Source organism: Acinetobacter sp. Leaf130, from assembly GCF_001423205.1.
Lineage (GTDB): Bacteria > Pseudomonadota > Gammaproteobacteria > Pseudomonadales > Moraxellaceae > Acinetobacter > Acinetobacter calcoaceticus.
Genome location: NZ_LMOE01000001.1, coordinates 299,304 through 319,231, shown reverse-complemented (window position 1 = coordinate 319,231; position 19,928 = coordinate 299,304). Strand labels below are relative to the sequence as shown.

Genomic DNA, 19,928 nt, shown 5'->3' with positions numbered 1-19,928 from the left:
CGTCACAATGTTTATTAAAAATGCATGGTATGTTGCCTGCCGTCCAGATGAAATCCAAGACAAACCACTAGGTCGCACCATTTGTGGCGAAAAAATCGTTTTTTACCGTGGCAAAGAAAACCAAGTTGCAGCCGTTGAAGATTTTTGTCCGCATCGTGGTGCCCCACTTTCACTGGGTTATGTCGAAGATGGAAACCTTGTATGTGGTTATCATGGCTTAGTGATGGGCTGTGATGGAAAGACCGTCTCAATGCCAGCCCAACGTGTAAATGGTTTCCCTTGCAACAAAGCATATGCAGTTGTTGAAAAATTCGGTTTTATTTGGATATGGCCAGGCGAAAAAGCTTTAGCAGATGAAGCAAAACTCCCAACTTTAGAATGGGCAGATCATCCTGAATGGAGCTATGGCGGAGGTCTGTTTCACATTCAATGTGACTATCGCCTCATGGTCGATAACCTCATGGATTTAACCCACGAGACCTATGTTCACTCAAGCAGTATTGGTCAAAAAGAGATTGATGAATCATTGCCAGTGACAAAAGTAGATGGCGACCATGTCATTACCGAACGTTATATGGAAAATGTTATAGCACCTCCATTTTGGCAAATGGCCCTTCGTGGCAACCACTTGGCAGATGATGTCCCTGTTGACCGTTGGCAACGTTGTCACTTCTTTGCCCCAAGTAATGTGCATATTGAAGTCGGTGTGGCACATGCTGGACATGGCGGTTATGACGCACCAAAAGACAAAAAAGTTTCCTCAATTGTCGTGGACTTTATTACTCCAGAAACTGAAACCTCACATTGGTATTTCTGGGGAATGGCACGCAACTTCCAGCCAAACAATACTGAACTCACCGATCAAATTCGTGAAGGCCAAGGCAAAATCTTTACTGAAGATTTAGAAATGCTTGAGCAACAACAGCAAAATATTTTGAACAATCCACATCGCAAGTTACTGATGCTTAACATCGACGCAGGCGGTGTACAGTCTCGTAAAGTGATTGAGCGACTACTTGCCGAAGAAAATAAAACTCCTCCTGAAACGTCCGCACAGAAGTTTCCAAACATTCGGATTATTTAAAGGAGCATGAACATGGACGTTATTATCCAAAAAATTCACCAGCTCACCCCAACTATTCGTGCTTTTGAATTGGTTGCAGCAAATGGTACAGCGCTACCTAGTTTTGAAGCAGGTGCACATATTGATGTGCACCTAAAAAACGGCCTCACCCGTCAATATTCACTTTCAAACTGCTGCACTGAAAAGCATCGCTACGTAATTGGTGTTTTACATGATGCCAATTCACGTGGTGGATCACGCTGTATCCATACTGAATATCGTGAAGGCGACTATTTAAAGATTGGTGAACCACGTAATTTATTTGAAATTCATTCTCAAACAAAGCAGGCGGTTTTATTTGCTGGTGGTATTGGCATTACCCCCATTTTATCGATGGCGTATCGACTTAAGTCAGTCAATATTCCTTTCGAATTGCATTACTTTGTTCGTAGTCATGAAATGATTGCCTTCTATGGCAATTTAACCAAGCACTTTGGTGACCAAGTCCATTTTCACATTCAAGATCAGCCAGACACCGAATGTAATATGGTAGAGGTTTTAGGTGAGAGTTCACCAGATAGACACTTATATGTATGTGGGCCTACAGGATTTATGCAGTTTGTCATGAGCTCAGCCGAACAAGCTGGCTGGCACAATGAACAGTTACATCAAGAGCATTTTGTTGCTCAAAAGGTAGATACGTCCAACGATGAAGCTTTTACCATTGAAGTGAAAGGTACAGGCCGCCGAATTGAAGTATTGCCAGAGCAGACTGCAACAGAAGCATTAATTGCAAATGGTTTTGATATACCTGTTTCGTGTGAACAAGGCATTTGCGGAACGTGTATTACTCGCATTGTAGAAGGCACACCAGATCATCGGGATCTATTTATGACTGAAGATGAACATGCGCTGAACGACCAATTTACGCCCTGCTGTTCTCGTGCAAAAACTAAAAATCTTGTGATTGAGCTTTAATAGCTAAGTTCCTTTATTGAAAAATAAAGGAACTTATTTCATCTTAAGCGTTTAAAACATTTCTTAGCGTTTCACCTAAAATCACTACACTACTGTGCTCACGCATTAAAGTTTCAGCACGTCCTGCCTGACGATGTGTCAACGCATCGAAAATCGAACAATGCTGTAAATGTGCATAGTGCAAACGGCGATATTCCGACAAAGCTTGGTTCTCATCATAGGTAATGGCTTGGGCTGAAGCCATCGGCAATTGATTGTTTTTTGCTAGAGCTTGTATGAGCGCAACATTTTGCGCACCCTCAATAATCGTGTCATGAAAAATGACATTAAAATGATGATAACGTTCCAGTTCAGCGTCGCCAAACTCGTCTTTTTCATTAAAGAGTTTTTCAGTTTCTTGAATGCAATGTTGGAGGATCTTTTTCTGCTCTTCGCTTAAACCTTGTTCTGCCAAAGTTTTCGCAGCCAATCCTTCAAGCACACCCCGCACTTCAAGCGCATCATGAACCAGTTGTTCTGAAATTTCACGGACGGTGTAGCCACGGGTTGGGTTCTTAATGAGAAGACCTTCTTGTTCGAGCAACCGAAATGCAATACGAACAGGCTGTCTCGAAACCCCAAGTAACTCGGCAGTGGGAATCTCAGCAATTCTGGCACCACCTTCAAGTTCCCCTGAAATAATCATTTTTCTTAATTTAAGTAAAACTTGTTGCCCTGAAGACATTTGCTGCCACACATTGTCAAAAACGTCACTTCGATGCTAACAACTTCATTTGCAAAATGAAATAAATTTTCTGTGTGAATCGGTGCTTAGGTATTTAGCTCAACCTAAATAAGCTCATTTATTTAAAGGTTTTTAAGATTATTCACCATGATATCGAGGTTATTACGAATTAAATAAGCCAGATTGATATCAATGCCTTCAAGCATCTTTTCTTCAACTTTTAATACAACTTCATTGCATTTATTGAGTTTTTCAACACCACTTTCGGTGAGTGTAATTAAAATACGGCGACCATGCGTAGGGTCAGGTTTCTTTTCAATCCAGCCATTGACCAGCAAATCTTGCAGAATTTTATTGGCAGATTGCGGCTTAATAAAAGAACGTTCAGCAAGTTTTGCATTGGATACATTACTTTTTGAAGCTAAAACAGAAAGTGCCGTAAATTGTGGCAAGGTAATCTCAAGCTCTTTTAAATGTTCTGTTAAATGTTTACTAATAATTCGGTCAACACGAGCAATCATGTAACTTAACTTAGGCTCATCTTCTACTTTTTTTTGAACTAAATTTGAACGTACCATAACCTTTCATTCATCATAAGAAAATCTGTAGTGAAAGTATGAGGTAGTCCCCCCATACTTTCCTTAAAACTTAGCGAGCACCTGAGCTTTGTACTAAATGTACAGGCTGTTTAGGTTTTTTGACAAGAAGTAATGCAGAGATCGCTGCAATTAAAATCACTGGGATGCTTGAACCAATCACAATGGTCGAGCTTTGTCCAAGTGAAAGTAAAAAACCTGCCATTAAAGGTCCGGCAAAAGAACCAATACGGCCAATTGCAACCGCTGCACCAACTCCAGTTCCACGCATTTCGGTTGGATAATACATTGCTGCCAGACCGTACAATGCCGATTGTCCGCCCACAATGAATAAACCACAGCCCACTGCCGAAAGTGCCAGTAATGCAACGGTTGGAGAAATTGCCAAGCAACAAAGTGAGAATAAAATGCCTAGATAAATCAGCTTAATCACAAAACTCATGCGTAACTTATCAAGCAATACACCCATTAAGATTGAACCCAAAATTCCACCAACGTTGTAGCCCATCTGTACATAGTTTGCTTGTAGCTTCGATAAGCCTTGCGCACCCATCAGTAACGGCAACCAGTTTAACAAGAAGTACAGCACCACTAAGGTACAGAAGAAACTCACCCAAAGCTGAATGGTCGACATGCGGCGTTCTTTAGCAAATAAAACTTCAAAGAATGGTGTGGTTTTCTGCGCTTGAACTTTACGTTGCAGGTAATCATTTGACTCAGGTAAAAAGCGCATGATGAGTGGAATTAACAAAATAGGCGCAATCCCACCAATATAGAAAATATGACGCCACTCTGCATCACCCGCCAACGACATGGCAACCACAGAAGTCAGTAATCCACCAAAAGGAATGCCGCTATACATGATACTTACCGCTTTGCCCTTGTGCTGGTCAGGCACAGCTTCAGAGGCAAGTGTAATCATCATCGGGAGTGCCCCACCCATTCCTAAACCGGTACAAAAACGGATGAGTAACAGCAAACTGAAGTTAGCAGCATATGCTGTTAGCAAAGACATAATTCCAAAAAGCAGAATACTAAAAATCAGAATTTTCTTACGCCCGACAATATCTGCAAATCTACCGCCTAATATGGCACCCGGTAGTGTTCCTAAAATTGCAGCACTAAATGCCCATGCCATCTGGCCATTATCCAACATAAACTCAGCCCGCATTCGTGGAGCGGCTACCCCCATTGATTGAAGATCAAAACCTTCAAAAATTGCGATTGCAAAACAAAGTAGTAACGTAATCTTTGCTCTTGCAGACTGTCCTAATATCTTTTCCATTGTGTTGTCCTTTATTGACTAGTCGTTCCATTTAGCCCTTTGTGTATTGTTGTTTAAACACACCAAAAATATCAGTTAAACTTACTAAAAAATCAACATATTTTTATATAAAATTATTTATTAAATTAATTTTTATTTAAAATACATACAATTATAAAATAATTATTAAATTTTAGAAAAAAGACTTGAATGTAAGTTTAACTGATATTAAATTAAATCTCAGAACATCACAAAATCATTCAAGGAGTATGAAGATGACTTATGAAAATCGCTGGGAAACCGTAGATGTTAAAGTTGAAGATGGAATTGCTTGGGTCACACTAAATCGCCCAGAAAAGAAAAATGCCATGAGTCCTACACTCAATCGTGAAATGATTGATGTGCTTGAAGCCATAGAACTTGATCAAAATGCACGTGTTTTAGTGTTAACTGGTGCGGGTGACTCTTGGACAGCTGGCATGGACTTGAAAGAATATTTCCGCGAAGTCGACACTCAGCCTGAAATTTATCAAGAACGTATTCGTCGTGACTCATGTCGTTGGCAGTGGCAACTTCTTCGTATGTATTCAAAACCAACCATTGCAATGGTTAACGGCTGGTGTTTCGGAGGCGGTTTCTCACCATTAGTAGCATGTGATCTTGCAATTGCAGCAGATGAAGCAACCTTTGGTTTATCTGAAATTAACTGGGGTATCCCACCGGGTAACCTTGTAAGCAAAGCAATGGCCGATACCGTAGGTCACCGTGCATCTTTGTACTACATCATGACGGGTAAAACCTTTAGTGGTAAAGAAGCCGAGACCATGGGACTTGTGAATAAAAGCGTACCGCTTGAACAGCTAAAAGCAGAAGTAACCGAGCTTGCAAATTGCCTACTTGAGAAAAACCCAGTGGTTCTTCGTACAGCTAAAAATGGCTTTAAACGTTGCCGTGAACTGACATGGGATCAAAACGAAGATTACTTATATGCCAAGTTAGATCAATGTATCCATCGTGATACGGAAAATGGTCGCCAAGAAGGTTTGAAACAATTTTTAGATGAAAAATCAATTAAACCGGGTTTACAGAGCTATAAACGTACTGGTTAACTTTTGATTCTTTAATGGCAATGTAAGGACACAACCCATGCAAAATGTACAGTTACTAATTCACGGTCAATCTGTTGATGCATCAAATCAGGCAACTTTTGAGCGTATTAGCCCCATTGATGGATCAGTGGCAAGCAAAGCCGCTGCTGCAACTTTGGAAGATGTTGATCGTGCAATCGAATCGGCACAACAAGCTTTTAAAGTATGGTCGAAGCTCTCGCCTACCGAACGCCGTTTACGTTTATTAAAAGCAGCCGATTTAATGGACCAAAAGACCGAGCAATTCATTGAAACTGGAATGCAAGAAACAGGTTCAACTGCGACATGGTATGGGTTTAACGTTCATCTTGCTGCAAACATGTTACGTGAAGCAGCGGCAATGACCACACAAATTGACGGAAGCCTGATTCCGTCAGATGTGCCGGGCAATCTTGCCATGGGTGTACGAGTTCCTTGCGGTGTGATTGTAGGGATTGCACCTTGGAACGCCCCTGTCATTTTGGCAACACGTGCGCTTGCTATGCCTTTGGCTTGTGGAAACACAGTGGTATTAAAAGCATCTGAAGCTTGTCCAGCAACACATCGTCTCATTGGTGAAGTGTTACATGAAGCGGGTCTTGGCGAAGGTGTGGTGAATGTGATTACTCATGCCGCCGAAGATGCACCACAAATCGTGGAGCGCTTAGTGTCTCATCCAGCCGTGAAGCGCATTAATTTTACGGGTTCAACCAAAGTCGGAAAAATTATTGCCGAGACTGCTGCTAAATATTTAAAACCTGTTTTACTCGAACTTGGTGGCAAAGCCCCTGTCGTGGTTTTAAACGAGGCGGATATTAATGAAGCCGTAAATGCCGTCGCTTTTGGAGCGTTCTTTAATCAGGGGCAAATTTGCATGTCGACCGAACGTGTTTTGGTTCAAGACAAAATTGCCGACCAGTTTATTGAAAAGCTCATTGAGAAAACACGCTCTATTCAGGCGGGCAACCCAACCTCGAAAGAAAATGCACTCGGCGTTTTAGAAAGTCGACGCGCTGCAAACCGTATTCAGCATTTGTTGGAAGATGCTCAAAACAAAGGTGCTGACTTACCTTTAGGTATTCATATTGAAGACACCACCATGCAACCGACGTTGGTGCTCAACATTAAACCTGACATGCTGCTTTACCGCGAAGAATCGTTTGGGCCTGTCTGCACAGTTCAACGTTTTGCAACCGTTGAAGAAGGCGTAGCACTGGCAAATGACAGCGAGTTCGGTCTTTCTTCAGCAGTATTTAGCCAAAATATTTCGCAGGCATTAGAAGTCGCTCAACAGATTGATTCGGGTATTTGTCATATTAACGGCGCAACCGTACATGACGAAGCTCAAATGCCATTTGGCGGAACAAAATCGAGTGGCTACGGACGTTTTGGTAGTAAAGTCTCTGTTGCCGAATTTACCGAACTACGCTGGATCACCATTCAGACCCAATCACGTCATTACCCGATTTAGTCGGGTTAATGTGAACAACGACATATTAAATAAAAATTGCATGATGCAAAAAAATAAAGCGCAGTGATGCGCTTTCCATGGAGTGAAAGAAATGCAAATGAATGCCACTCAATCACAAGACCGCGAACGGTTCGTAAAATTAGGGCAACATGATATTCATTATCACCATAAAGATGACACGCTCTATATCAGCCCAAAAGAGCAATTAAAACCGTATCCACAAAAACTGACAGATCGGTTAATTCATTTTGCACAAACCAAACCAGACCATATTTTTGCAGCAAAACGCAATGCTCAAGGTGAGTGGATCAAACTAAGTTATGCAGAAGTTTTACAACGCGCATGGCATATTGCTCAGGCATTACACGAACGTAATTTAAGCCAAGAAAGACCTTTAGTCATTTTAAGTGGTAATGACCTTGAACATTTAACACTCTCTATGGGTGCTATGCTGGCGGGTGTGCCTTTCTCGGCTATTTCCCCTGCCTACTCTCTGATTTCTCAAGACTTTGGCAAACTTAAACATGTGTTTGAAGTGCTCACACCTGGCTTGGTCTATGCCAGCGACGGTCAGGCATTTGCCAAAGCGATTCAGACATGTATTACATCCGACATTGAAGTAGTGACCAACAAGGGTCTTGTGGGCAATCATATCTGCACGTCTTTTCAATCGCTTTTAGATACACCAGTTTCAAATGTTCAAGAGTTTTACCAAACCCTTGATGAAAACCAGATTGCCAAATTCTTGTTTACATCAGGTTCAACTAAACTCCCTAAAGCTGTGCCGACCACGCATTTAATGTTGTGTGTTAATCAGCAAATGTTATTGCAGACTTTCCCTGAATTTGAAGAGACTCCTCCTGTTCTTCTTGACTGGTTGTCTTGGCACCACACGTTTGGCGGCAGTCACAATGTCGGCATCGCGCTCTATAACGGCGGTACCATTTACATTGATGACGGCAAGCCTGTTCAGGGCAAATTTGACGAAACCATTCGTAATCTCAAAGAAATTTCTCCAACAGTTTATTTAAATGTGCCAAAAGGTTGGGAAGAACTGACCGAAGCCCTAGAAAAAGATGAGGAATTAAGAGACCGCTTTTTTGCCAAAGTTAAAATTTTATTCTTTGCAGGTGCAGCGCTTTCAGAAGCAGGTTGGAACAGGCTCGATAAAATTGCTCAGCAACATTGCGGAGAAAAAATTCGCATTATGAGCGGATTGGGCATGACTGAAACTGCACCATCTTGTGCTTTTACAACTGGCCCACGCGTGATGGCTGGCTTTATTGGTTACCCTGCTCCGGGATGCGAAATCAAGCTGGTTCCTTGTGGCGACAAACTTGAGTTTTGTGTTCGTGGCAAACATGTCATGAAAGGCTATTGGCGCTTAAAGGCAGACCAGCAAAGTACTGTTTTTGATGATGAAGGCTTTTTCCACACTGGCGATGCTGTTCGTTTGGTCGATATAAATGATCCAACCAAAGGCCTCATGTACGACGGACGAATTGCCGAAGACTTTAAACTCAATACGGGTACTTTTGTGAATGTGGGCACACTACGCAACAAAGTGCTCATTCAAGGTAATTTACTGATTCAAGATGTTTGTATTACTGGTTCAAACTTGAATGCTGTTGGTTTTCTGATTTTTCCAAAATTAGAAGCGTGTGCTCAACATGCCGGCCTTAAGCTTGGTGAACATTCTGCAACAGAGATATTGCAGCATCCTAAAGTCCAGCAATGGTTCCGCCAATTTTTAACGACATTTAATAAAGATGCGACTGGCAGTTCAAATACAGTCTCAATGCTTTATTTGATGACCGAACCGCCTCAGCTCGATGCTGGAGAAGTGACCGATAAAGGCAATCTCAATCAAAGCAATATTACTAAACGTCGTGCTGCCTTAATTGATGAACTTTATCAAAAGCAGGCCGAAAACCCACTGATTATTCGAGTACCCACCTTAAAGCAATAAGCTATTGAAATAAAAAAGGAAGCTCAAACTTCGGTTTGAGCGATAGCCCCACTTTTGCCTAAAAAAAGGTTCAACATGCCACACGATACAGAATTTGAACTATTTCGAGACAGTTACCGCAGGTTCTTAAAAGAACAGGTCGCTCCGTATTACGAGCAGTGGGAACACGATGGCCTGATCCCACGTGATCTATGGCTTCGTCTTGGGGAAAATGGCTTTTTGTGCGTAGATGTGCCCGAAGAATATGGCGGCTATGGCGCTCCTGTTCATTACTCTCTCATGCTGGTTCAAGAAACCGCTCAAGCGGGCTTTGCATCTTTAGCTGTTGCAATTGGGGGACAAAATGAGCTGGTTTCTCCTTACCTACAAAATATCGGGTCCGAAGAGCAAAAACGCTATTGGTTACCTAAAATGGTGACAGGTGAAGTAGTCACCGCAATTGCCATGACAGAGGCGAATGCAGGCTCGGACTTACAGGCCATACGCACTCAAGCCATTTTAGAAAATAATCACTACCGTATTAATGGTTCAAAAACGTTTATCTCAAATGGTTTGCACGCCGACCTGATCGTTCTGGTAGCAAAAACTGACCCTCAAGCCAAAGCAAAAGGCATTTCAATTTTTCTAGTTGATGCTGCTTTAGACGGCGTTAAAAAAGGCCGCTCCTTACAAAAAATTGGACTCCATGCCCAAGATACTGCCGAACTTTTTTTTGATGATGTTTGCGTGCCTATCACACAACGTTTGGGTGAAGAAGGACAAGGTTTTACCTATTTAATGCAAGAGTTATCACGTGAACGTTTAAGTATTTCCATGATGGCTTTGGGGTCAATTTTAGGCGCCATCGAACTGACCAAAGACTACGTGCTGGAGCGTAAAGCTTTCGGACAACTTTTAAGTCAAATGCAAAACACACGGTTTGTGCTCGCGAATGCACAAATCAAAGCCAAAGCTGCACAAGCCTTTGTAGACCAATGTGCAGCGCTGTATCAACAGCACCAGTTAAGCGTCACTCAAGTTGCCGCACTGAAATGCTTTATCACCGATGTCCAATGCGAAGTGATTGATCAGTTACTTCAACTTTTTGGCGGCTACGGTTACATGCAGGAATATCCGATTTCACGCTTTTTCGTGGATGCACGGGTACAAAAAATTTATGGGGGAACCAATGAAATTATGAAAGAAATCGTAGCCCGAGAACTGCTCGGCAAATAACTCGATTTAAAAACCAGACAAGGCAGACAGAACAACCATGCCTTGTTGAAAACAAAAAATGATATTTCAGGAAGAAATGCTATGTCGAAATTATGGATGTACTCTACCCTTATGCTCTCTGGTTCAGTCTGGGCCGGTAGTTTTATTGATAACAGTTCAGTAGAACTCACCACACGAAATTTCTATTTTGACCGCGACTACCAAGAGCAATCTGCTTACCCTGCTGCCAAGGACTGGACACAAGGGTTTATTCTTAAAGCCAATTCAGGTTATACCGAAGGGACTGTCGGTTTTGGGCTGGATGTACTTGCAACGGCAGGCTTTAAACTAGATGCCGATGCAGAACATGGAGGTACGGGGAATTTACCTAGAGACACTCGCACCAATGAACCTGCCGACTCTTACGGAGAAATTGGTGTAACAGCAAAAGCCAAAATGAGCCAGACCGAACTACGCATTGGTACTTTAATGCCGATGAATCCTGTTTTAGTGGCTTCACCTGCTCGTTTGCTTCCTCAAACTTATCGAGGAATTTCACTGACCAGTAAAGATATTAAAGATTTTGATTTACAAGCAGCCTATCTCGATAAAGTAAATCATCGTGACTCAACCAACTATGAAAAAATTAAAATTTCAGGCGTAAATGGACGTTTTAAAAGTGCCGAAACTGACGGACTCTATTATTTAGGTGGGAACTATCAGCTTGATCCAGCAATCAAACTCACAGCGTTCTATATGGATGTTGATGATCTTTATAACCAGACCATGGTCGGTGCCTTACACCAACACAAAATTAATGACACTACTAATCTTAGCTCGCAGTTACGCTACTACCGCAGCCGAGATGACGGACAAGCAAAAGCAGGTTTAGTCGATAATGACCTTTATCATGCGCATTTCGAACTTAAACATCAAAACCATAAGTTTATTTTTGGAACCTTCCAACATCACGGCGACACCGCCTTTCCGTATTTGACTGGCGGTGAAACAGGCCTACTCATTGATACATGGCCGGGCGAGTTTTTAAACCCAAAAGAAAAAGCCTATAGCTTCCGCTATGAATATGACTTTAAAGATTATGTCCCAGGTTTACGTTTCATGACCCGTTACACCACAGGTCACAATATTTATGCACCCAACTTAGGTGGCACCAATCTAAAAGAACGCGAAACCGACTTTGATTTAGGCTACACCGTTCAAAGTGGCTGGTTAAAAAATCTCGGGCTACGCGCGCGCTATGCCATTTATGACAACAACATGCTCTCCACTGCAAACATCAAACCTGTAAACGAAACCCGTATCAACATTGATTACACATGGAAATTTAAATAATTCAAAACAAGAGGTTCTGTCTCGAATAGAACCTCTTGTTTATTTCGGGAAATCCATCATGAAGAAAGTTGTAACGCTACTCTGCGGAATGAGTCTGATTACCCTGACTCATGCCGAAACTCAATATAGCCCACCGCCCATTCAGCTAGAGCCTTTAGCAAAATTTAGTGTGGATTTAAATGCGCCTGTTTGGGAATTAGGCACAACCAGTGATGCTGGTAAACGCCGAATTATTCCTATTACAGGTGGGACATTCGAAGGGAAATCACTTAAGGGCCGCATTTTAAATAGTGGCGCAGATTGGCAGATTGTCGACAGCAAAGGACTAGCAATTATTGATACGCGATATTTGTTAGAAACCGATGACGGCGCACTTATTTATCTTCAAACCAAAGGTTACCGACATGGCTCGGCCGAAACGCTAAAACAGCTTGCCCAAGGCAAAGATGTCGACCCGAAAAATTACTATTTCAAAATTACTATGCAGTTTGAAACCAGCTCACCAAAATATGCATGGCTTAACCAGACCGTTGCGATAGGAAGTGCAATGCGTTTGGGCAAAGCGGTTATTTATGATGCCTATACCCTGAAATAATAATTTTTATAACACTTACAAAAAGGATGGACCCTTCATTATGGATCAAAAAATTTTAGAACACTTACCGCCAATCCATCACCATTTGGGTGGACACAATATTTATTGGAATAAAGAAAATACTGAACTCACCATCCACTACACGGCATTAGAAAGCTTTACCAATCCACGCGGCACCGTTGAAGGCGGCATGATCTGCGCGATGCTTGACGATGTGATGGGACTTTTTGCATATCTCGCCAATAACCATAAACCTGCCACCACCATCAACTTAACGATGGATTTTTTAAGACCCTGTGCTGTAGGTGAAGTCATTACAAAATGCCGTTTCATTAAACAAGGCAAAACCGTACTTAATCTCGAAAGTGAAGCTTGGCAAAACAACAAAATGATTGCACGAAGCACAGCTAATTTTCTGGTTTTAGATTAATTGCAAACATTCATTCAATAAGGATATGAATAAATGAATTACACCAACAATAAACGAATTTTGACCCACTCCGCTTTAGTACTTGCCATGCTTGGTTCTTTGGCAGGCTGTGGAAGTGACAGTGATGACACAACTACGCCCTCAACAACGAAACCACCTCAGTTGTCTCCTGCTGTGGGCGTAAAAATGACAGGAAGCTGTTCAGACTTACTCGGATTTCAATATAACAATACCGTCATTAGCTCAGCCACGCTTCAAGAGGCAGGCACATTGACTGTAGCCAACAAACCTATTGGAGCTCATTGTTTAGTCAAAGGTTATATGGACCAACGTGTAAGTCCTGTCGATGGACAAACCTATCAAATTGGTTTTGAAATGCGTTTACCTGTTGATTGGAATGGTCGTTTTCTCTATCAAGGCAATGGTGGAACCGATGGTAATTTAATTCCTGCAACGGGTCAGGTCGGCAGCGGTGGTCCACTTACCAATGCCCTACATGATGGTTTCGCTGTTATTTCTTCCGATGCAGGACATAATGCCTCACAAAATCCAATGTTTGGTTTAGACCCTCAAGCCAGAATCAACTACGGCTATGGTGCGATTACCAAACTCACGCCTATGGCAAAAAATCTAATTAAAACAGCGTATGGTAAATTGCCAGACCGCTCCTATGCAGGCGGCACTTCAAATGGCGGACGCCACGCCATGATTGCCGCAACCCGTTTAGGCGACCAATATGATGGAATTCTAGCAAGTACACCCGGTTTTCATTTACCTCGTGCAGCCGCAGCTCAACTTTACACAGCACAGCAGCTTCGTCGTGTCGCAACCGATGAAAATGACTTAAGTACCGCTCTTACCCTTTCAGAGCGCAAAGTTTTAGCAAAAGCGATTTTAGATCAATGCGATGCGCTAGACGGTATTGCAGATGGCTTGGTTCAAGATGTTGAGGCTTGTCGTACAGCTTTTGATATTCACCAACATGTACCCGTTTGCTCAAGCACAAGAGATGGCACATGCCTAAGCACCGAACAAATTGATGTATTAGCCAACATTTACCGTGGTCCTGTAAATTCGGCTGGACAAGCCCTCTATGCAACCCAGCCTTTCGACCCCGGTTTAGTAGGCAGTAACTGGGCAAGCTGGAAATTCGAATCTTCGGTGGGAACAGCACGTGACCCTGTTGCAGTCGGTATTCTTTTTCAGGTTCCGCCAGATCCATCTGTAGTTCAAAACTCTAGACTGTTTGCCTTTAACTATAATTTTGATACTGATTATCCAAAATTATCGGCGACCAATAATGTATACACCGAAAGCTCTATGTCATTCATGATGCCACCCGATGAATTGAACTTGGATAAACTGCGTAATCACGGTGGAAAAATGATTGTGGTACAAGGTACAGCAGACGGCGTTTTCTCTGTCGATGACACCCAAAATTGGTACGATCAGCTACTACAACACTATAAAAATGATGCAAAAGGTACAGCGCCTGAATTTGCACGTTTCTTTAGAGTTCCGGGCATGAACCACACCCGTGATGGCATTGCGACCGACCAATTTGACGCATTGACTGCTTTGGTCAACTGGGTGGAATATGGGCAAGCACCTGACAAAATCATTGCGACTGCACGCGGCACTGGTAACCCAAGTGGTCAAGTGAATACTGAACTTCCGCAAGACTGGGCACCAGACCGTAGCCGTCCACTTTGCCCTTACCCACTAATTGCCCGTTACAATGGTCAGGGTGATAGCGAAAAAGCTGAAAACTTTAGCTGTAAATAACACCCTATAAGATAAAAAGAGAACTTACATAGGCTCTCTTTTTATCTCACTCAACTTAATCTTAGCTCAAGCTTTACTGCTTAAACTTTTTAATACTTTTAGACAGATGAGCACGCATCATTTGTCGAGCCAACAAACCATCTTGATCAACAATTGCGTTATAAATATTGACATGATCATGGTGAACCGCTTTTAAATACTCTTCACGATTTTCTGGACTTTGTTCAATCGATTTTAGGCGTGCACGCGGAATAATTTTTTCACCAAGGTACTTTAAAAAATCAACAAAATATTGATTTTCAGAAGCTTCAGCAATCGCAATATGAAAATCATAATCTGCTTTTACCGTGCCATCATTTGCATCTGAAGAAATATGTCGTTCAAAGTCTTCAAGCGCAGCTTTCATTTTATCGATATGGATTTGCTTACGACGCTCTGATGCTAAAAAGACAGCTTCAGACTCAAGGCTAATCCTAAGCTCCAATAAAGAAACAATATCGTTAATGGTTTCTAAACTGGCATTAGAGAGCAAAAAATTCTGTTCAACAGTCTGCTCTTTGACAAAAGTACCAATCCCGTGACGAGTCTCTACAAACCCTAAAGAACGCAACTCAGTGATTGCTTCACGAATGACAGAACGGCTTACTTCAAAAGTTTCAATTAATTCAAGTTCGGTCGGAATTTTCTCTCCGACTTGGAAGTCTCCAGACTGAATTTTTTCGATCAGTTGTTCTACAATAATCTGGCTTAGTTTTTTTGTTGATCTAGGTTTAATTGCACTAGACATAATCTGAAGAACTCGTGAAATGTTGAAAAAATTAGAAAATTCATTTTACTATAAACTTAGACGATAGTCATATTCGGTTTTTATACCCCTAAGTTATTAAAATCAAAATATTTTATCTCAATTACCAAACATTCACACATATTTAAAAAGTAAGCAACTTGTGCTTATTTGAATATTTAATAATTCGTTGAATAAGTTAAAAAATATGCAGCCCAATACCCTTGGTTGAGCTGCACAATTTTTAAATTTGAGCCTGACTTAACTGCCCGTTGACCAGACGGGTAATCTGTAGTGGATTACTATCTTTTAATGCATCGGGTAATAAAACTTGTGGCGTATTTTGGAAACATACCGGACGCAAGAAGCGCTCAATTGCTCCCGTACCAACCGACGTTCCACGCGCATCACTGGTTGCAGGGAAAGGGCCACCATGTACCATCGCATCAGACACTTCAACTCCTGTCGGGAAACCGTTAAACAATACACGACCCGCTTTACCAGTTAACAAATGAAGAAGCTCACCAGCTTGAGATAATTCAGCGTCATCACCAATAATTGTTGCCGTGAGCTGTCCACCTAAAGCGTCAATTCCTTTTAATAAGGTTGCCTCATCTTCTACACCAATCACAATCGACATCGGTCCAAACACTTCATGCTGAAGTTTCGGGTTGCCTGATAATAAAACAGATTGGTCCGCTTTAAATAGATGTGCTTTTGCTTGAGAAACTAGCTCGGCCTCTTGTCCTGTCGCAACTACTTCAAAACCAGCTTCGCGGTTTAGAGCATCAATACCTTGACGGTAGCTTTTTAAAGTTCCTTCATTCAGCATGACTTGAGGTACAGCTTTTTGCGTGCTTTCAGCTAAAGCTGCTACGAAACTGTCAAATTCAGGACCTTGTACGCCTAAAATTAACCCCGGTTTTGTACAGAACTGACCACATCCCATATTAAATGAGGCAACCGTATCCTGAGCGATTTGTTCACCACGAGAACTCAGCGCTTGAGATAAAACCACTACAGGGTTCACACTCGACATTTCCGCAAAGAATGGAATCGGCTGAGGACGGCTCTGCGCAAGGTTATAAAGCGCCATTCCACCTTCAAGAGAACCTGTAAAACCAGCTGCTTGAATCAGTGGATGTTCTGTTAAGTTTGCACCAACACGAGATCCAAAAATCATGTTGAATGTGCCTTTAGGCATATCACAAACTTCAATTGCTTTTTCAATCGCTTCTGCTACAAGCTCGGCGGTTGCCATATGGCCTGAATGTGCTTTGAACACAACTGGGCAGCCTGCTGCTAAAGCCGCTACCGTATCACCACCCGCGGTTGAAAATGCAAGCGGGAAATTACTTGCGCCAAAAACAGCAACCGGACCTACCCCAACTTTGTACTGGCGAAGATCAACACGCGGTAAAGGCTTACGTTCTGGCAATGCAACATCTATGCGGGCACCGTAAAAATCACCACGACGTAAAAGTTCAGCAAACAGTCGAAGTTGGCCTGTAACACGGCCTGTTTCGCCTTGAAGTCGGGCAAGTGGCAAACCTGTTTCAAGTGAAGCCACTTCTTGTAAGTCCGCGCCTAATGCTTCAATTTGACGAGCAATTTCTTCAAGAAAAGAGGCACGTTGCTCTTGAGATGTTTGGCTATAAACTAAAAAAGCATTATGTGCAGCTTGAGCAGCTTGATCCACTTCTTCAAGCGTTGCCTGACTAAATACATAACCTGTTGGTTGATAGTCTTTTGCACCCACACTTTCTAGAGCTGGTGCATTTGCAGCAACGCGTTGCCCATTAATAAACTGCTGACCATTATTTTTACTCATGTTTCGTCTCCAATGCCTGAATACATAAAATTATTGCGGACCTAAGGTTGCGATTAAGGCAGCTAAATCGTCATAGTCTGCTTGAGTTAAATCGCTCAATGGTGGACGTACAGGACCTGCATCATGCCCAACAATTTTGGCACCTGCTTTAATCATGCTTACCGCATACCCTGATTTACGGTCGCGAATTTTAATAAGCGGCAAGAAGAAATCTTTAATTAAACGATTCGTCGTTGCAAAGTCATCACTGCGAAGCGCGTTATAAAACTCCATTGCAGTCTTTGGAATAAAGTTAAATACAGCCGATGAATAAACAGGACAACCTAAAGCTTTATATGGCGCTGCAAAAACCTCTGCTGTCGGCAGACCACCTAAATATGACAAACGGTCACCCATCGTTTGGGTCACTGCTGTCATCATATCGATTTGACCAGAACTATCCTTAAAGCCAATTAAGTTTGGGCACATCTCAGTTAATTTTTGAATTGAATCCAGATTTAATCTTGATACGCTACGGTTATAAAAAATTACACCAAAGTCTACTGAGTTACATACTTGCTTGACGTGTTCGATCAAACCTTCTTGGCTTGCTTCAGTTAAGTAATGCGGCATTAATAGAATGCCATGTGCACCTAAGCGTTCTGCTTCTTTCGCTTGTGCAATCGCTTGTCGTGTCGGACCGCCTGCCCCAGCAATAATAGGTACGCTGCCTTTGCAAGTGTCTACAGCGGTCTTAATCACTTCCGAGTATTCATCTCCAGTTAACGAGAAAAACTCACCCGTACCACCCGCAGCAAATAAAGCACTTGCGCCATAAGGTGCTAACCACTCAAGACGTTTTGCATAAGAAGATTTATTGAAGTCCCCATTTTGGTCAAAGTCAGTCACTGGAAAAGAAAGAAGACCATCAGAAACAATGTTTTTTAACTCAAGAGCATCCATTAGCAAATATCCATACGTGTTTATGTTGTCAGACATCTTATATCACAAGTTTTATTTTTATCAATACATTTTTCCTTTGAAAAACTAAAATTTTTAAAGAGCTAAAACTCCTCTATAAAAACCTAATTAAATTAAACTTAAATATTTGTTTTATATTTAAAATTTAAAAATCACCTCAAATTTGTGTACAAACACAAAAAAGCTGCCCATCAGGGCAGCCATAAAATAAAAACATGTTGTATTTAAAACTAACGAACCAGACACGGTTTTTTATTATTAAACGACCAGTTTGGTATTAAAAATTGCATGGCATCGGCATCATTACGCGCACCTAAACCTTTTAATTTATACAGTTCATGGGCTTGGTTAATTCGGTCCCAGTCCAGCTCAACACCAAGACCCGGTGCTGTTGGCACCTGAATTTTACCATCCTTAATTTCAAGCGGCGCTTTTGTCAGCTGATCTGTACCTTCTTGCCAAATCCAGTGCGTATCAATTGCCGTTACCTTACCTACCGCAGCAGCTGCCACATGGGTAAACATAGCAAGTGAAATATCAAAGTGATTATTAGAATGTGAACCCCACGTTAAGTTATACATATTGCAGAGCTGTGAAACTCGGACCGAACCTTCTAATGTCCAAAAATGTGGATCAGCCAGAGGAATATCAACGGCTTGCAATTGAATACTATGCGACATTTCTCGCCAGTCGGTCGCAATCATGTTGGTCGCAGTGGGTAAACCTGTTGCACGTTTAAACTCGGCCATAATTTCGCGGCTTGAATAACCTTGTTCTGCACCGCATGGGTCTTCTGCATAGGCCAACACACCTTTAAGATGTTTGCCTAACGCAATTGCTTCGTCTAAAAACCATGCTCCATTTGGATCAAGCGTCACACGTGCTTCTGGAAAACGGCGCGCGATTGCTGTAACAGCTTCAGCTTCTTGTTCACCGTGTAACACCCCACCTTTAAGCTTAAAGTCTTTAAAGCCATATCGGTCATAAGATGCTTCGGCCAAACGCTGTACAGCATCGGGTGTTAATGCTTTTTCGTGACGAACTTTGTACCAGTCATGGTTATGCTGAGGTGTTGTCGCATAGTCTAAAGAAGTCTGTTTTTGGTCGCCAATAAAGAATAAATATCCTAAAACCTCAACTTCACTACGTTGCTGACCTTCGCCAAGTAAGCTTGCGACATTCACATTTAAATGCTTACCAAGCAGATCAAGTAATGCTGACTCATAGGCAGTCACCACATGGATTGTGGTACGTAAATCAAAGGTTTGGTTCCCTCGTCCACCACTATCGCGATCAGCAAAATTTTGCTGGATTTTTTTGAGTAAATTCTTATATTCCCCAATAGGCTGCCCTTCTACCAAGGCTTTTGCATCATTTAATGTGGCTAGAATTTTTTCTCCACCCGGAATTTCTCCAACACCAATATTGCCAGAGTTATCTTCGATAATAAGTATGTTACGAGTGAAATAAGGTCCATGGGCACCACTCAAATTGAGCAGCATACTGTCATGTCCAGCAACAGGAATTGCTCGAATTGATTTAACGATAGGTGTAGAGGTCGCCATTAAAATACTCCTTGGCATACTGATGTATTTTTCACAAATGAAACTTATAAGACATCATATGACTTGTCAATATAATCTCGCATAAAATTATTTTTCGAGGCTACTTGCCAAAATAATATTTTTAATCATATGATGTCATACATCTAAAGGCGCGGTTTTAGAACTAGGACTATAGAGTAGATACAAAATTCCGTTTTCTCATCTATTCTATCGATGAATTTGACATGACGTCACCTATT

Annotated in this window: 17 protein-coding genes; 10 read left to right on the top strand and 7 right to left on the bottom strand. The window is 41.9% G+C overall.

All coding sequences use genetic code 11. The features are described 5' to 3' along the window. The first annotated feature begins 7 nt into the window (after nt 1-7). Entirely contained in the window at nt 8-1,084 is a 1,077-nt protein-coding gene (locus ASF86_RS01365; RefSeq protein ID WP_056478666.1) for an aromatic ring-hydroxylating oxygenase subunit alpha, read from the top strand. Between the two features lie 12 nt (nt 1,085-1,096). Next, nucleotides 1,097-2,041: a PDR/VanB family oxidoreductase gene (locus ASF86_RS01360; RefSeq protein WP_056478664.1), complete on the top strand. Its 945-nt coding sequence runs from the start codon at nt 1,097-1,099 to the stop codon at nt 2,039-2,041. 43 nt (nt 2,042-2,084) lie between these two features. Here the strand turns inward: ASF86_RS01360 and ASF86_RS01355 are convergent, their stop codons facing one another. From ASF86_RS01355 to mhpT, 3 genes are all read right to left on the bottom strand, one after another. Further along, nucleotides 2,085-2,777 (bottom strand): GntR family transcriptional regulator, encoded by a 693-nt coding sequence (locus ASF86_RS01355; RefSeq protein ID WP_081407512.1) that lies wholly within the window; start codon nt 2,775-2,777, stop codon nt 2,085-2,087. A 110-nt stretch (nt 2,778-2,887) separates the two neighbouring features. Next, complete coding sequence (locus tag ASF86_RS01350; protein WP_049837756.1) at nt 2,888-3,343, bottom strand: MarR family winged helix-turn-helix transcriptional regulator; 456 nt, start codon at nt 3,341-3,343, stop codon at nt 2,888-2,890. A 70-nt stretch (nt 3,344-3,413) separates the two neighbouring features. After that, on the bottom strand, nt 3,414-4,646 hold the full coding sequence (mhpT, locus tag ASF86_RS01345; RefSeq protein ID WP_056478659.1) for a 3-(3-hydroxy-phenyl)propionate transporter MhpT: 1,233 nt from the start codon (nt 4,644-4,646) through the stop codon (nt 3,414-3,416). Between the two features lie 248 nt (nt 4,647-4,894). Between mhpT and ASF86_RS01340 the strand changes: the two genes are divergently transcribed. From ASF86_RS01340 to ASF86_RS01305, 8 genes are all read left to right on the top strand, one after another. Continuing rightward, the gene (locus tag ASF86_RS01340; protein ID WP_171058526.1) at nt 4,895-5,734 is read left to right on the top strand and encodes a p-hydroxycinnamoyl CoA hydratase/lyase; all 840 of its coding nucleotides are present in this window, start codon (nt 4,895-4,897) and stop codon (nt 5,732-5,734) included. Between the two features lie 37 nt (nt 5,735-5,771). After that, nucleotides 5,772-7,223: an aldehyde dehydrogenase gene (locus ASF86_RS01335; protein ID WP_056478655.1), complete on the top strand. Its 1,452-nt coding sequence runs from the start codon at nt 5,772-5,774 to the stop codon at nt 7,221-7,223. Between the two features lie 82 nt (nt 7,224-7,305). Next, nucleotides 7,306-9,192, top strand: coding sequence for a feruloyl-CoA synthase (locus ASF86_RS01330; RefSeq protein ID WP_171252319.1), 1,887 nt, complete (start codon nt 7,306-7,308; stop codon nt 9,190-9,192). Nucleotides 9,193-9,267: 75 nt separating this feature from the next. Then, a complete protein-coding gene (locus ASF86_RS01325) occupies nt 9,268-10,407 on the top strand; it encodes an acyl-CoA dehydrogenase family protein (protein WP_056478652.1) in 1,140 nt (379 codons plus the stop codon). An 81-nt stretch (nt 10,408-10,488) separates the two neighbouring features. After that, nucleotides 10,489-11,739 carry an OprD family porin gene (locus tag ASF86_RS01320; protein WP_056478650.1) on the top strand — a complete coding sequence of 417 codons (1,251 nt, stop codon included), beginning with the start codon at nt 10,489-10,491 and terminating at the stop codon, nt 11,737-11,739. Nucleotides 11,740-11,797: 58 nt separating this feature from the next. Beyond that, a complete protein-coding gene (locus ASF86_RS01315; RefSeq protein ID WP_056478649.1) occupies nt 11,798-12,334 on the top strand; it encodes a DUF3237 domain-containing protein in 537 nt (178 codons plus the stop codon). Nucleotides 12,335-12,374: 40 nt separating this feature from the next. Continuing rightward, nucleotides 12,375-12,764, top strand: a complete 390-nt coding sequence (locus ASF86_RS01310) for a PaaI family thioesterase (protein ID WP_056478648.1) — start codon at nt 12,375-12,377, stop codon at nt 12,762-12,764. A 33-nt stretch (nt 12,765-12,797) separates the two neighbouring features. Beyond that, nucleotides 12,798-14,549: a tannase/feruloyl esterase family alpha/beta hydrolase gene (locus ASF86_RS01305; RefSeq protein ID WP_056478646.1), complete on the top strand. Its 1,752-nt coding sequence runs from the start codon at nt 12,798-12,800 to the stop codon at nt 14,547-14,549. A 73-nt stretch (nt 14,550-14,622) separates the two neighbouring features. On the opposite strand, the gene ASF86_RS01300 is transcribed toward ASF86_RS01305, so the two are convergent. From ASF86_RS01300 to gudD, 4 genes are all read right to left on the bottom strand, one after another. Further along, nucleotides 14,623-15,336: a FadR/GntR family transcriptional regulator gene (locus ASF86_RS01300; protein WP_005042034.1), complete on the bottom strand. Its 714-nt coding sequence runs from the start codon at nt 15,334-15,336 to the stop codon at nt 14,623-14,625. Nucleotides 15,337-15,577: 241 nt separating this feature from the next. After that, a complete protein-coding gene (locus tag ASF86_RS01295; RefSeq protein WP_056478641.1) occupies nt 15,578-17,164 on the bottom strand; it encodes an aldehyde dehydrogenase (NADP(+)) in 1,587 nt (528 codons plus the stop codon). 30 nt (nt 17,165-17,194) lie between these two features. Continuing rightward, nucleotides 17,195-18,106, bottom strand: a complete 912-nt coding sequence (kdgD, locus tag ASF86_RS01290) for a 5-dehydro-4-deoxyglucarate dehydratase (RefSeq protein ID WP_056478640.1) — start codon at nt 18,104-18,106, stop codon at nt 17,195-17,197. 248 nt (nt 18,107-18,354) lie between these two features. Continuing rightward, a complete protein-coding gene (gene gudD, locus ASF86_RS01285) occupies nt 18,355-19,689 on the bottom strand; it encodes a glucarate dehydratase (RefSeq protein WP_005042040.1) in 1,335 nt (444 codons plus the stop codon). Nucleotides 19,690-19,928: the final 239 nt, after the last annotated feature.

What these genes read in the sequence shown, in the direction of transcription:
- ASF86_RS01295 (WP_056478641.1), bottom strand. Translation starts at nt 17,164, where the DNA reads ATGAGTAAAAATAATGGTCAGCAGTTTATTAATGGGCAACGCGTTGCT.
- ASF86_RS01365 (WP_056478666.1), top strand. Translation starts at nt 8, where the DNA reads ATGTTTATTAAAAATGCATGGTATGTTGCCTGCCGTCCAGATGAAATC.
- ASF86_RS01315 (WP_056478649.1), top strand. Translation starts at nt 11,798, where the DNA reads ATGAAGAAAGTTGTAACGCTACTCTGCGGAATGAGTCTGATTACCCTG.
- ASF86_RS01325 (WP_056478652.1), top strand. Translation starts at nt 9,268, where the DNA reads ATGCCACACGATACAGAATTTGAACTATTTCGAGACAGTTACCGCAGG.
- ASF86_RS01305 (WP_056478646.1), top strand. Translation starts at nt 12,798, where the DNA reads ATGAATTACACCAACAATAAACGAATTTTGACCCACTCCGCTTTAGTA.
- ASF86_RS01300 (WP_005042034.1), bottom strand. Translation starts at nt 15,336, where the DNA reads ATGTCTAGTGCAATTAAACCTAGATCAACAAAAAAACTAAGCCAGATT.
- ASF86_RS01310 (WP_056478648.1), top strand. Translation starts at nt 12,375, where the DNA reads ATGGATCAAAAAATTTTAGAACACTTACCGCCAATCCATCACCATTTG.
- ASF86_RS01360 (WP_056478664.1), top strand. Translation starts at nt 1,097, where the DNA reads ATGGACGTTATTATCCAAAAAATTCACCAGCTCACCCCAACTATTCGT.
- ASF86_RS01335 (WP_056478655.1), top strand. Translation starts at nt 5,772, where the DNA reads ATGCAAAATGTACAGTTACTAATTCACGGTCAATCTGTTGATGCATCA.
- ASF86_RS01340 (WP_171058526.1), top strand. Translation starts at nt 4,895, where the DNA reads ATGAAGATGACTTATGAAAATCGCTGGGAAACCGTAGATGTTAAAGTT.
- ASF86_RS01350 (WP_049837756.1), bottom strand. Translation starts at nt 3,343, where the DNA reads ATGGTACGTTCAAATTTAGTTCAAAAAAAAGTAGAAGATGAGCCTAAG.
- kdgD (WP_056478640.1), bottom strand. Translation starts at nt 18,106, where the DNA reads ATGGATGCTCTTGAGTTAAAAAACATTGTTTCTGATGGTCTTCTTTCT.
- gudD (WP_005042040.1), bottom strand. Translation starts at nt 19,689, where the DNA reads ATGGCGACCTCTACACCTATCGTTAAATCAATTCGAGCAATTCCTGTT.
- mhpT (WP_056478659.1), bottom strand. Translation starts at nt 4,646, where the DNA reads ATGGAAAAGATATTAGGACAGTCTGCAAGAGCAAAGATTACGTTACTA.
- ASF86_RS01320 (WP_056478650.1), top strand. Translation starts at nt 10,489, where the DNA reads ATGTCGAAATTATGGATGTACTCTACCCTTATGCTCTCTGGTTCAGTC.